Source organism: Streptacidiphilus cavernicola (genome assembly GCF_042510955.1).
Lineage (GTDB): Bacteria > Actinomycetota > Actinomycetes > Streptomycetales > Streptomycetaceae > Streptacidiphilus > Streptacidiphilus cavernicola.
The window spans coordinates 75369-87380 of record NZ_JBHFAB010000002.1 but is presented as its reverse complement, the minus strand read 5'-3'; the positions used below and the strand labels follow the sequence as shown (position 1 = coordinate 87380).

The 12012-nt window shown below is 71.9% G+C and carries 12 protein-coding genes; 4 read left to right on the top strand and 8 right to left on the bottom strand.

The window, feature by feature from the left end:
• Window positions 1–25: 25 nt before the first annotated feature.
• The 3 genes from ACEZDE_RS02530 to ACEZDE_RS02520 form a co-directional block, all read right to left on the bottom strand.
• Window positions 26–379, bottom strand: a complete 354-nt coding sequence (locus tag ACEZDE_RS02530; RefSeq protein WP_380531412.1) for a cupin domain-containing protein — start codon at window positions 377–379, stop codon at window positions 26–28.
• A complete protein-coding gene (locus tag ACEZDE_RS02525; RefSeq protein WP_380531410.1) occupies window positions 360–941 on the bottom strand; it encodes a DUF3291 domain-containing protein in 582 nt (193 codons plus the stop codon). The genes ACEZDE_RS02530 and ACEZDE_RS02525 overlap by 20 nt, the downstream gene beginning before the upstream one ends.
• 172 nt (window positions 942–1113) lie before the next feature.
• On the bottom strand, window positions 1114–1899 hold the full coding sequence (locus ACEZDE_RS02520) for an isocitrate lyase/PEP mutase family protein (RefSeq protein ID WP_380531407.1): 786 nt from the start codon (window positions 1897–1899) through the stop codon (window positions 1114–1116).
• Between the two features lie 322 nt (window positions 1900–2221).
• Here ACEZDE_RS02520 and ACEZDE_RS02515 point away from each other — a divergent pair, with 322 nt between their 5' ends.
• Together ACEZDE_RS02515 and ACEZDE_RS02510 are read left to right on the top strand one after the other, a co-directional pair.
• Window positions 2222–3802 (top strand): aspartate-alanine antiporter-like transporter, encoded by a 1581-nt coding sequence (locus ACEZDE_RS02515; RefSeq protein WP_380531404.1) that lies wholly within the window; start codon window positions 2222–2224, stop codon window positions 3800–3802.
• Window positions 3803–3939: 137 nt separating this feature from the next.
• Entirely contained in the window at window positions 3940–5433 is a 1494-nt protein-coding gene (locus ACEZDE_RS02510) for an arabinofuranosidase catalytic domain-containing protein (protein ID WP_380531401.1), read from the top strand.
• Window positions 5434–5508: 75 nt separating this feature from the next.
• Here the strand turns inward: ACEZDE_RS02510 and ACEZDE_RS02505 are convergent, their stop codons facing one another.
• The 3 genes from ACEZDE_RS02505 to ACEZDE_RS02495 all read right to left on the bottom strand — a co-directional run bounded on the left by ACEZDE_RS02505 (window position 5509) and on the right by ACEZDE_RS02495 (window position 7797).
• The gene (locus ACEZDE_RS02505) at window positions 5509–6096 is read right to left on the bottom strand and encodes a TerD family protein (protein WP_380531398.1); all 588 of its coding nucleotides are present in this window, start codon (window positions 6094–6096) and stop codon (window positions 5509–5511) included.
• Window positions 6097–6245: 149 nt separating this feature from the next.
• Window positions 6246–7061 carry an SDR family oxidoreductase gene (locus tag ACEZDE_RS02500; protein WP_380531395.1) on the bottom strand — a complete coding sequence of 272 codons (816 nt, stop codon included), beginning with the start codon at window positions 7059–7061 and terminating at the stop codon, window positions 6246–6248.
• 109 nt (window positions 7062–7170) lie between these two features.
• Entirely contained in the window at window positions 7171–7797 is a 627-nt protein-coding gene (locus tag ACEZDE_RS02495) for a TetR/AcrR family transcriptional regulator (RefSeq protein WP_380531392.1), read from the bottom strand.
• 94 nt (window positions 7798–7891) lie between these two features.
• Here ACEZDE_RS02495 and ACEZDE_RS02490 point away from each other — a divergent pair, with 94 nt between their 5' ends.
• On the top strand, window positions 7892–8770 hold the full coding sequence (locus ACEZDE_RS02490) for a class I SAM-dependent methyltransferase (protein ID WP_380531389.1): 879 nt from the start codon (window positions 7892–7894) through the stop codon (window positions 8768–8770).
• Between the two features lie 15 nt (window positions 8771–8785).
• Window positions 8786–9250 (top strand): HIT family protein, encoded by a 465-nt coding sequence (locus tag ACEZDE_RS02485; RefSeq protein ID WP_380531386.1) that lies wholly within the window; start codon window positions 8786–8788, stop codon window positions 9248–9250.
• On the opposite strand, the gene ACEZDE_RS02480 is transcribed toward ACEZDE_RS02485, so the two are convergent.
• Both ACEZDE_RS02480 and ACEZDE_RS02475 read right to left on the bottom strand, forming a co-directional pair.
• Window positions 9251–10705 carry a WGR domain-containing protein gene (locus tag ACEZDE_RS02480; RefSeq protein ID WP_380531384.1) on the bottom strand — a complete coding sequence of 485 codons (1455 nt, stop codon included), beginning with the start codon at window positions 10703–10705 and terminating at the stop codon, window positions 9251–9253.
• 83 nt (window positions 10706–10788) lie between these two features.
• The gene (locus ACEZDE_RS02475) at window positions 10789–11853 is read right to left on the bottom strand and encodes a LacI family DNA-binding transcriptional regulator (protein WP_380531381.1); all 1065 of its coding nucleotides are present in this window, start codon (window positions 11851–11853) and stop codon (window positions 10789–10791) included.
• Window positions 11854–12012 lie beyond the last annotated feature (159 nt).

Sequence of the window (12012 nt, the reverse complement as noted above, 5' to 3'; positions counted from 1 at the left end):
TCGCGGGCCCGCCGGACCCGCCGCTTCAACGCGGCGGGTCGGCGGGGTAGCTGAACACCAGCATGGTGACCCCGTCGGGCGACACCCAGGGACCGTGTGCCATCCCCGGCGGTCGGCAGGCGTACATGCCCGCGGAAAAGGTCTGATTGAGCGTCAGATCGTGCATCGCGCCGTCAAGGAGGTAGACCTCCTCCCAGAAGTCGTGCCGCGCCACCCCCTCCCCGGAGGTGTCGGTCCCCGGCTCCCAGCGCACCAGTGCGGTCCGCCGTTCCCCGCGCGCGTCCTCCGCCAACACCCGCTCGGCCACCCCGGCCCCGGCCCCCGGCGGCGCCGTCCACGCCCGGTCCGGGAAGTGGAACTCAAGCTCGGGCTTCCCCACTGCTGCCTCCTCGGCTGTCGACACGGCTGTCGGTACGGCTTCCCCTGGTCGGCGTTCCGTCCGGGGTGAACGCCTGGTGGAAGGTGAAGGCATGCGGCACGGAGCCGTGGTCCTGGAGGTGCTCCAGCCGGGATACCCCCTCCTGCCAGGTGGGTATCGCGCCGTCGGAGACCCACCAGAACACGTGGCCGGGGCGGCCCGTCCGCTCGAACCAGTCCTGACGCCGGTTCAGCGCCCCGCGGTGCAGGCCGGTGTAGACGGCGTCGAAGGCGGAGCCCAGGTCGGTCCAGAGCGAGAGGGTCGCGGCCAGGGCGGTGCTCTCCGCCGTACGGCCCTTGCCGTACCAGGTCGGCGCGGCGAACTCTCCCCAAGGGCCCCAGTCCAGCTCGAACATGGTGCCCCGGTCGCCGTCCGCTGCCTCGGCGTGGGCGAGGTATCCGGGGTGTCGGCTCATCGTCCGGTAGACGGCCTCGCCGCTCTCGTGGAATTCGCGGGTGAGCTGCCCGGGATCGGCGAGAGGCGACTTCAGGACGCCGAAGGTGTACAGCGCAAGGCGGGGCATGCGTCTCTCCCTGGTCGTGGGTGCCTGGTGCGGATCGCGAGCAGCGCATCCGGCGGGAACTCCGGTGCGACCGACCGCGGTCGGTCGCCGAGGACCAGGTGAAGGTAACCGCTTCCGCGGGCGGTGTCGAAGTTGCGTTCTACCGGTTCGCGTGGCCTCCTGGGCAGCCGGGTCAGGTCAGCAGCCCCTCGACCGCCGTCCTGAGCCCGGCCATCGCCGCGCGGTAGAAGCGGGGACCGTAGGAGACCCGGGCGACGCCCAGCTCCCGGAGCGCGGCCAGGTCCAACTCGTCGCCGCTGTTGCCGTTGACCGGACCGGGCAGCCCCGCGACCAGCGCGGCGAGGTCGCTCCTGCGGGAGACGGCGATCGGGTAGACGCAGTCCGCGCCCGCGTCCAGGTAGAGCCGGCCCCGTCGGATCGCCTCCTCGATCCGTTGCTGCTCCGGCACCTTGTTGGCGGGCAGGAAGGTGTCCACCCGGGCGTTGACCACGATCGGCACCCCGGCGTCGTCCGCGGCGGAGCGCACCGCCGCGAGCCACCGGGCCTGCGCACCGGCCTCGGTCAGGCCGCCGCCCCGGTGGTCGGTGTCCTCCAGGTTGCAGCCGACGGCGCCGATCTCCAGCAGTCGGTCCACCAGCTCCCGCGGCTCCATGCCGTATCCCGCCTCGGCGTCCACCGTCACCGGGACCGACACCGCCCGCGCGATCCGTCCGGCCGCGGCGAACATCTCCTGCCACGGCGCGCCCTCGCCGTCGGGCAGGCCGAGCATCGCCGAGACGGCGGCGCTGGCGGTGGCGACGGCCGGGAACCCCGCCTCGGCCACCACGGTCGCACTGACCGCGTCCCAGACGTTGGGCAGGACCAGCAGGCCGCCGTCGTGGTGCAGCGCACGGAGCTGCTCCGCCTGGGCCTTCAGATCATCCTGGGTACGCGCGGTGTGACGGGCGTGCGTGGTCATTGACAGCCTCCGGATCGAACACGGCAACGGGGTAGAACACTGCGACTGGTCAGGGCCCGCTCATTGTGTCTGCCGCGGACCCGCTCGAAGGTACAGACCCGGCCGGCGCCCGGAACTCATCGGCCGGATCCCGGCTGCGTCCGGACAGGTGAGTTCGGTTGCTCCGTGCGGCCCCACCGCCCGTGTCCCTGCGGACGGCGCCCGCCGGTATTGGTGTGGGGTGGGCGGACGGGGGTCGGCCAGGCGGCCCCGGGGAGCACGGTGGCGGCTGCGGCAAGCCTGCGCAGGCGGGCGGCCGACGGACCAGGGAAAGCGGGCCCTTGTGGCGAAGTTCCTCGCCGATCACCCCTATGTCACCCTCTTCGCGGTCATCGCCCTGGGCTCGTTGCTGGGAATGGTGAGGTTCGGACCGGTCAAGCTGGGTGCGGCCGGGGTGCTCTTCGCCGGGCTCGCGGTGGGCGCCCTCGACAAGGGCGTCGGCGCCGCCGTCCCCACTGCGCTGTCGGTGGAAGGGCTGGCCCTGTACGTCTACACGGTCGGGCTGGAGTCGGGCCCCGCCTTCTTCCGTGAGGTCGGCAGGCAACTGCCGGTGATGGTCGGCGCGGTGGTCGCCCTGGTGGCCACCGCGCTGCTGGTCGGCTGGGGCGGAAAAGCGCTGTTCGGCATCAGCGGCCCCTTCCTCGCGGGCGGGTACGCGGGCATCGGCACCACCACCCCCGGCCTGGCGGCGGCCCAGGCCGCCTCCGCGGACCCGACCCAGCCCGCGGTCGGCTACGCCATCGGCTATCCGCTGGCCATCGTGGTGACCATCCTGTTCCTCTCCTTCCTCGCCAAGCGCGGGCCCTGGCCCGCGGCCAAGGACCCGGGCGACGGGCTGCCCGCCGAACTGCGGACCGTCACCGTGCGGGTGGGGCGCGAGGCCCGGCTGAACAAGGTCCCCGGGGTCGCCGAGGGCGGGCTGCTGGCCAGCGTGCACGAACCCGTCGGCGGACGACCGGCGGTGGCACTGGACCTCGACGTCCTGCGACCGGGCGACCAGGTGGTCCTGGTGGGCGGCGACGAGGCGGTCGAGGCCGGCACCGCGTTCCTCGGGTCCCGGGCCGAGCACCACCTGCTGGACGACCGCGGGTACGTCGACTACCGGCGCATCCTGGTCAGCAACCCGGCCCTGGCCGGACGCACCGTCGCCGAACTGGAACTGGCCGAGCGCTTTGGCGCCAAGGCCTCCCGGCTGCGGCACGGCGACGACGACCTGCTGGCCACCGGGGGAGTGGTGGTCCAACTCGACGACCGGATCCGGGTGGTCGCCCCGCGCGGCAGGGCCGAGGAGATCACCCGCTACCTCGGCGACAACGAGGCGGGCACCAGCCAGGTCAGCGCGGTGAGCCTGGGTCTCGGGCTGTGCCTGGGCTTTCTGATCGGCATCCCCTCGGTCACCGTCGGCTCGACCACCCTCGCCCTGGGCACGGCGGCGGGACCGCTGCTGATGGGGATGTTCCTGGGCTGGCGCCGCCGCACCGGGCCGCTGGTGTGGACCCTGCCGACCCGGGCCAACCTCACCCTGCGTCAGATCGGCCTGCTGCTCTTTCTCGCCATCGTCGGCCTGACCTCGGGCTACGCCTTCCGGGTCAACGCCTTCTCGCTGTTCGGGCTGAAGCTGCTGGCGGTGCTGGTGGTCGGCGCGGTGGTCAGCTACTCGCTGCTGCTGCTGGCCTGCCGACTGCTCGGCCAGAGCCGGGAACGGGCGATGGGGCTGCTCGCCGGATACGTCGGCAACCCGGCGCTCACCTCCTACGCGAATGCCCAGGTCCGCGACAACCGGATCAACACCGGCTACTCGACCCTGTTTGCGCTGGCCATCCTGGTCAAGATCATCTGCATCCAGCTGATCGTGGGTCTCTAGAAAAAAGCCAACAAGAAAAAGCAACAGATCTAGACGTTATCCATCAGAGTGCGTACCTTTCGAACAAGTCGCAGGCAGTGCGAACTGCCCTGCCGCGCAGCCGAGTCAGCTCCCCTCCCCCCACCCAGGAGCACGCCATGCGCACGGAATCGGAACGGTTAGCACGACCAGCACGATCGACCCGTCGGTACCTCCGGACCCTGCTCTCCGCCGTGGCGGCGCTCGGGTTTCTGCTCGGCGCCTTCCTCGGCGCCCCCGCCTCGGCGCAGGCGGCCGGCTCGCTGCCGTGCGACATCTACGCTGCCGCCGGTACCCCCTGCGTCGCTGCGCACAGCACTACGCGGGCGTTGTTCTCTGCGTACAACGGCCCGCTGTACCAGGTCACCCGGGCGTCGAACGGCGGCACCGCCGACATCGGGCTGCTGGCCCCCGGCGGCTACGCCAACGCCGCGCAGCAGGACTCGTTCTGTGCCAACACCACCTGTCGGATCACCAGGGTCTACGATCAGACCTCGCGTCACAACGACCTCCTGCCCGGTCCGGCCGGGACTTCCGGTATGGGGGCCGACCGCGGGGCGGATGCGAGTGAGTTGTCGGTCACGGCCGGCGGGCACAAGGTCTACGGCATCTGGGTCTCCCCGGGTGTGGGCTACCGCTCCAGCGGGGCCGCGTCGGGCGCTGCGGTGAACGGGCAGCCCGAGGGTGCCTACATGGTCGCCAGCGGTACCCATGTCGGTTCGGCCTGCTGCTTTGACTACGGCAACGCCGAGAGCACCCCGGCCGACACCGGCAACGGTCACATGGACGCGGTGAGCATCGCCACCACCTGCTACTTCGCGCCGTGCACCGGGACCGGCCCCTGGGTCGAGGCCGACATGGAGAACGGCATGTTCCAGGGCGACAACGGCTCCAACACCGCGAACGCGGGCAACAGGAGCGCGTTCGTCACCGCCGTCCTGAAGAACAACGGGCAGACGACGTACGCGCTCAAGGGCGGCAACGCGCAGTCCGGCGGGCTGTCGACCTGGTGGAGCGGTGCGCTGCCGACGCGCGGCGGCTACACCCCGATGCACCAGGAGGGCGGGATCATCCTGGGCACCGGCGGCGACAACAGCAACTGGAACATGGGCACCTTCTTCGAGGGCGTGATGGTCGCGGGCTACCCGACCGACGCCGCCGAGAACGCGGTCCAGGCGAACGTCGTCTCGGTCGGCTACGCCGGTGAGACGAACGTCCCCAACGGGCCGCAGGGGCAGATCACCGGCCCCGGCAACCAGTGCGTCGACGTCGCGGGCGACGACACCGGCGCGGATGGGACGGCCGTCCAGCTGTGGAACTGCCAGTCCTACGCCGAAGACCAGTACTGGACCCACAACGCCAACGGCTCGCTGAGCACTATCGGCCGCTGCCTGGACATCAACGGCAACGGAACCGCCGCCGGCACCAAGGTCGAGCTATGGGACTGCAACGGCGTCGGCGGCCAGGTCTGGAACCAGCGCTCCGACGGCTCGCTGTTCAACCCCCAGTCCGGCCGCTGCCTGGACTCGCCCAGCGGCGCCACGGCCAACGGCACCCGGCTGCAGATCTGGGACTGCAACGGCACCGCCGCGCAGAAGTTCACCCTGCACTGACGGCTCCGCGGGCCCGGCCCCTATCGCTCCGCGGGGCCGGGCCCGACCGTCCGTCAGGCGGTGTGTCGACGCCCGTCAGTGGTTGACGGCGAACCGCAGCAGCGCCTGGATGTTGCCCTGCTCGACCTTGCCCCGGGTGTTGACGACCTCCAGCGTCCAGGAGGTGCCCGCGCGCACGGCCTTGGCGACCGCTATCGCGTTCCCGGTGCCCAGCAGGCTCGGCCAGATGTCCGCCACGACGTCCATCGTGCCGCCGGTGCCGTCGTAGACCTTGCAGCTGACCTTGGCGGCCTTGTCGAAGGAACTGCCCTTCTTGAACGCCGCGATGGTGATCAGCACCGCCGAGATGTGGTCGGGTATGCGGTTCAGCTCCATCTTGATGAACTCGTCGTCGCCGTCGCCCTTGCCGGTCTGGTTGTCGCCGGTGCTGGTGACGCTGCCGTCGTCCATGGCGTCGGTGACGTCCAGGCCGACGTAGCGTACGGGCTGGCCGTCGTTGTCGAGGAGGATCCCGAACGCGTCCAGGTCCACGCCGCGCTTGCGCTTCGCGCGGCCGAGCAGCCCGCCGGAGGCGCCTCCGGTGGCGTCCCAGGACAGGCCCATGCCGAGGGTGGTGACTCCGCGAAGGTCATTGGGGCCGTCGCCCTTGGTGAGGGTGGGCATGTGAGATCCGTTTCTCTAGATCCGAAGCGTGAGTACGCCGGGCCGGCATCGGTATGACCCGGGGGATTCCGACATGATGCCTCGACCGCTTGTGACGACGCACGCGGGGGTGGCGGTTGCGCCCGCGCGCCCGACGATTCGTGGGGCGGTCAGGAAGCGAAGCCGCCGTTGCTCTTGAGCAGCTGGCCGTTGATCCACTGGCCCTGCGGCGAGCACAGGAAGTCCACCAGGTGCGCGGTGTCCTGCGGGCGGCCGAGGCGGCCCAGCGGGGTCTGGCTGAGCACCTGTTCCTGGAGCTCGTCGGACATCCAACCGGTGTCCACCGGGCCGGGGTTGATCACGTTGGCGGTGGCACCGAGGTGAGCGAGTTCGTGTGCGGCGGCCAGGGTGATCCGGTCCAGAGCCGCCTTGCTTGCCCCGTAGGGAAGATTGCCGACGGTGTGGTCGCTGGTGAGGCTGATCACCCGTCCGGTTCCCGCGGCCCCGCGGAAACCCGTGTCCCCGTGGAAGCGGCGGCCGTACTCGCGGATCAGCAGCCAGGTGGCGCGCGCGTTCACGGCGAAGTGCCGGTCGAAGCTCTCGACGGTCGTGTCGAGCAGGCCGGAGGCGACCGACTCGGCGTGGCACATCACCAGGGCGGTGACGCCGCCGAGACGGGCCTCGACCTGGTCGAAGACCTTCCCCGGGGCGTCGGGGTCGGCGAGGTCCGCCTCCACAGCCACCGTGTCCACGCCGTGTTCGGCCAAGGCGGCGGCGATGCCGTTCGCCGCGGCCGGCTCGACACCCCAGGGCATCCGGGCGTCGTACGGCGTCCAGTAGGTGAAGGCGATGTTCCAGCCCGAGCGGGCCAGTTGCCGGGCGATGCCCGCACCGATGCCCACGGAACGGCCGACGCCGGTCAGCAGGGCCACCGGCCGGGGAGCTTCGGGCGGAGAGGTACGGGCTGCGGTCGTCACAAAGCGCATCGTGGTATCCGCGTCGCGGGTCTGGCAACCGGATTTCCCGGTGGCTGACCTGCCGTCAAGGATGCGGCGGTTCACCGACGAGGAGTCGGCACGTTCCGCCCGCCCCGGGTTACCGGGCGTTGCCGCCGCTCCGTTGTACGGCGTCGGCGATGACCGCTGTCACCAGTTTGTCGACGGCTGTCGTGGCGGGCGACGCGCCGGAATCGCGGGCGCGGTCGGGGTCGGCGAACAGCAGGTGCCCGCCGCCGACCAGGGAGAGGGTGAGCGAGTCGATGTCGGCGTCGGCCGCGATCCGGCCGAGGTCGCGTTCGTCGGTCAGGTAGCCGGAGACCGCGGCGGTGGCCTGGGCCAGGATGGCGATGCCGCCTCCGGGCATGGCCTGCCGCAGCCGGGCGCGCAGCTCGTCCCGGAAGGTGATCAGCGGGATGATCGCCACCGGGACCGGCTGGAACAGCGCGGTCAGCGCGCCGGTGAGGTTGCCGGCCACGGTGCCGGTGCCGACTGACGCGCGCAGCGCACTCGCCTGCGTCTCCAGCCGTGCGGCCCGGTCGAGCACGAGGTCCACCAGGAAGGCGTCGAAGTCGGCGAAGTGCCGGTGCAGGACGCCTTTGGCGCAGCCTGCCTCGTCGGTGACGGCCCTGCTGGTCAGCCCGTTCGGCCCGTCCCGCAGCAGTACCCGCTCGGCGGCGTCGAACAGTTGCTGCCGTGCGTCGCGAAGGTGCACCCCGGTGGGCAACGCGTTGGTCCTCTCGTCCGTCGGTCGATGTGTCGTGTTGTCGCTCTGTCGGCTTATCGTTGCCTAGTGGGCAGCTGCCCACTAGAGTGGGCGCATGCCCACTCTACCGCGAGAGCAACCGGAGCCGTCCGCGCCGGAGCCGTCCCTGCCCGAGCCGCATACGGCCCGGCGGATGGCCGAGTCCTTCGGTGTGGACGCGCAGCGCTACGACCACGCCCGGCCCGGCTACCCCGACGCGCTGGTGTCCCGGATCGTCGCTGGAGACCCGGGAACCGACGTCCGCGACAGGCAAGGCGCCCGCCACGTTCGCGACGTCCTCGACGTCGGCTGCGGCACCGGCATCGCGGCCCGTCAGTTCCAGGCCGCAGGCTGCACCGTGCTCGGCGTCGACCCCGATCCGCGGATGGCGGACGCCGCGCGGGCCCGCGGACTGCGGGTGGAGGTCGCCGCCTTCGAAGCCTGGCAGCCGGACGGCCGGACCTTCGACGCGGTCGTCGCCGCCCAGTCGTGGCACTGGGTGGATCCGGTCGCGGGGACCGCGAAGGCGGCGCAACTGCTGCGCCCCGGGGGACGGCTGGCCGTCTTCGGGCATGTGTACGAGCCGCCCGCCGAGGTGGCCGAACCGTTCGCCGCCGCCTACCGGCGGGCGGTGCCCGACTCCCCGTTCAACAACCAGGCGGCCCGACGCCCGCTCGACCTCTACCACGCCATGTACGCGAAGTTCGCCGACCGGATCCGCGAGACCGGACAGTTCGACGAACCCGAGCAGTGGCGATTCGACTGGGAGCGGTACTACAGCCGCGACCAGTGGCTCGACCTGCTGCCCACCACCGGCGGCCTGACCCAGCTCAGCCCTGGGCAACTGGCCGAGGTGCTGGACGCGGTCGGCAGCGCCATCGACACCCTGGGCGGCGGCTTCACGCTGAACAGCACCACCCTGGCAGTGACCGCGATGCGCGCCGCCGCTCCCTGACGGAATGATGTCCCGATGGACTGCTACGCCTGCCGGATGAACCGGACGATCGACACCCTCCCCCCGCGCGAGCTGATCGCCGCCGACCCGCACTGGCGGGTCGCCCACGCCATGGACACCTCCCTCCCCGGTTGGCTGGTGCTGCTGCCGCGGCGTCATGTCACCGCGCTGGCCGAGCTGACCGACCAGGAGGCGACCGGGCTCGGCAGCTGGCAGGTCCGGCTCTCCCGGGCGCTGACCGAGGTCACCGGCTGCGCCAAGACCTACGCGGTGCAGTTCGCCGAGGCCGAGGGCTTCGCCCATGTCCACGTCCACGTCGTCCCGCGGATGCCGGACCTGGCCCCGGCCCTGCGCGGCCCCGGCGTCTTCGCCCTGCTGAACGCCCCGACCGAGGAGCGCGTGCCGCCGCAGGCCATGGACGCACTCGCGACCCGACTCACCGCGGCACTGCGCTCCGCCGCCCCTGAGCCTGAGGCCTAGTCAGAGCAGGCGGCGGATCTCGCCGCGGGCGCGGTAGAAGCCGCCGCTGCCGGACGGGTGCACCTCGGCGACCAGGTAGCGGGCCCCGGGGACGCGGATGTCCTTGGGGAACTGCACCCGCCAGCCGGGGTCGAACCCCGGCGTCACGACCCGGATCCGGGTGCGGGCGCCCTCCTGGACGCACTCCACCACCACCCCGCCCGACGCCCCGGCCTGACCGGCGGTCACGGTCTCCACCGAGGCCGACGGCAGCACCCGCTCCCACCCGGCGGCCTTGATGTCCGCGGTCTCCGGCAGCCGACCGTCCTCCGCGTCGCGCACCGCGGACTCACTGGCGTCTATGCAGGCCAACGTGCCGTCCGTGGTCACGATGTAGAGGCGCTCGTCGCGGTACTGCATCGAGTAGGCGGAGCCGCACCCGGTGCCCAGCTTCCAGAGCCGGGTGCCGTCCGGGCCGAAGCAGTAGACCGACGAGTGGTTGTCGGCGGCGAAGACGTACCGCCCGTCCGGCGACGTCGCGCAGGAGAAGACCGCCGCGTCGCAGCGGTAGCGGGCCCGGACCGCGCCGTCCGCCTTCCCCAGCCGGTAGACCCAGCCGCGGCTGGTGCCCGCGAAGACCTCGGTTGTCTCCTGCCATCCGAACAGCACCGCGCCGTCGGTCTCCGTCCCCCAGAGCTGCGCGCCGTCGCCCGCGCCGTACATGGTGACGCCGCGGGCATGGCCGTGGTAGACGCCGTCGTCGTCGCAGCGGACCATCCAGGCGTGGCTGCCCTCGCCGCCGCGCCGCCACTGGAACTCGTCCTCGTGGTCGACGGTGGTGATGCCACCCTTCCGGTCGGAGACGCCGAGCACGCCGTCATGGATGTCCAGCCAGTAGATGTCCACGTCGTCGGCTATCTCGTAGGCGACCCGGGGCACCTTGCCACCGAGGTCGTACACCCGCCCGTCGTCGCAGCCCGCGTAGATCCAGAAGTCGTCGGCGACAATGCACTTGACCCCGTCCGGCAGCCCGAACCGGCCGGTGACCGTCCCGTCGTGGGTCAGCGTGAAGACGTCGCCGCGCTGGTTGCCGACCCAGGCGTGCTCCTCGCCGACGAAGACGCCGAAGGCCGGCGAGCCGGAGGAGAACCGCCACAGCACCGGGGCCTGCCGGGCCGACGAACGCGAGCTGGTGATCTCCCGACGCGTCACCGCGCGCCGCTGCCGCACGCCCCGCACCGCCGGCGCGTAGCCCTTGCGCACCTTCTCGCCGACCTTGCGGGCCGCTGCCGCGGCGGCCTTCTGCACGTTCGGGTAGGCCGCGGTGCGGACCTGTCCGGCCTCGCCGATCCGGCCGTAGGTGATGGTCACCTCCAGCCCGGAGTGCCGCACCTCGTAGTACTTGTGGGCGCCGGATCCCTCCTCCGAGAGCTCCAGATAGGTCGTCAGTTCGGTGGCGGGCACGGCGGAAGTCATGGGTGTCCCCTCCAGGGGCGGAGCGCGGGTTGCGGAACGTCAGTGCGCTGGTCGCCACCACCGGCGACTGCGATACCTGAACCCTAGGCCGCACCACTGACAACGCCGTCCGGGCCCGGCGCGGGACCGGTGCTGCCGCGGACCACCAGCTGGGTCGCCAGCTCGATGTGCAGGGCCTCCGCCTCGTGCCCCTCCAGCACCCGGACCAGCGCGGTGACCGCCAACCGGCCCAGCTCCTGCAGCGGCTGACGCACCGTGGTCAGCTCCGGCGTGCTGGCGCGGCTGACGTCGATGTCGTCGAAGCCCAGCACCGACAGGTCCGCGGGCACCCGCAGGCCGCGTTCGGCGGCGGCGCGCAGGACGCCGACGGCGACCTTGTCGTTGAAGCACACCACCGCGGTCGGCCGGGGGGAGAGGTCGAGCAGTTCGCCGCCCAGGCGGTGGCCGGTTCCGGTGACCGGCTCCCCGGCCCGGACCAGCGCCGGGTCGATCAGCGCGCCCACCTCGGCCAGCGCGGAGGCGTGCCCCGCCATCCGGTCCTCGCCCGCGGTCAGCACCGGCGCCGCCGAGATCACCCCGATCCGGCGGTGGCCCAGGCCGGTCAGGTGCGCGGTCGCGGCACGCGCGCCGGTCACGTTCGCCGCCGAGACCGAGAGCACGTCGCGCGGCACCCGCACCCGGGGATCGATCACCACGAACGGGGTGCCCGAGGCGCGCAGCGCGTCCAGGTCGGCGGCGGACTCCGGCGGCAGGACCAGGACCGCCCCGGCGATGTCCCGCCTGCTCGGCAGCCGTGCCAGCACCGCGTCGTGGTACCCGGCGTTGCCCGCGTCCAGCAGGACCTCCCGGCCGTGCAGCCGCAGCGTCTCGGCGGCGCTGGAGACGATCGGCCCGAAGTAGTCGGTCAGTTCGTAGGGGCAGCGCAGCAGCACCTGCCCCTGCCGCCGGGGGCGCGGACGCGGCTGCGGGGCCGGGCCGTCGAGTTGGCGCACCGCCTCCTGGACCCGGCGGCGGGTCTCGGCCGCGACATGGGCACGGCCGTTGAGGGCGCGGGAGACCGTGGCGGCCGACAGGCCGAGGTGCGCGGCGAGGTCGCGGACCGTGGCGCGGCCGACCGGCGGGCTGGTGATCTCCTGCGCGTGTTCCACGGGCACAGCATAGGCCAGCGCTGACGTGCGGTGATGTGTCCGCTTCTTGACACGTTCGGGTCAGGCTGCTTTCGTACCTGGAACACATGTTGCAGAGAGCGCTCTATGAAGTATCAGTGCAGATCAGCGCCAGTAAATGATCTGTACCAGAACGCTTTT

Bases quoted from the DNA above. Each gene is read 5' to 3' on its own strand.
- ACEZDE_RS02525 (WP_380531410.1), bottom strand. From the start codon at position 941: ATGCCCCGCCTTGCGCTGTACACCTTCGGCGTCCTGAAGTCGCCTCTC.
- ACEZDE_RS02520 (WP_380531407.1), bottom strand. From the start codon at position 1,899: ATGACCACGCACGCCCGTCACACCGCGCGTACCCAGGATGATCTGAAG.
- ACEZDE_RS02510 (WP_380531401.1), top strand. From the start codon at position 3,940: ATGCGCACGGAATCGGAACGGTTAGCACGACCAGCACGATCGACCCGT.
- ACEZDE_RS02505 (WP_380531398.1), bottom strand. From the start codon at position 6,096: ATGCCCACCCTCACCAAGGGCGACGGCCCCAATGACCTTCGCGGAGTC.
- ACEZDE_RS02500 (WP_380531395.1), bottom strand. From the start codon at position 7,061: ATGCGCTTTGTGACGACCGCAGCCCGTACCTCTCCGCCCGAAGCTCCC.
- ACEZDE_RS02490 (WP_380531389.1), top strand. From the start codon at position 7,892: ATGCCCACTCTACCGCGAGAGCAACCGGAGCCGTCCGCGCCGGAGCCG.
- ACEZDE_RS02485 (WP_380531386.1), top strand. From the start codon at position 8,786: ATGGACTGCTACGCCTGCCGGATGAACCGGACGATCGACACCCTCCCC.
- ACEZDE_RS02480 (WP_380531384.1), bottom strand. From the start codon at position 10,705: ATGACTTCCGCCGTGCCCGCCACCGAACTGACGACCTATCTGGAGCTC.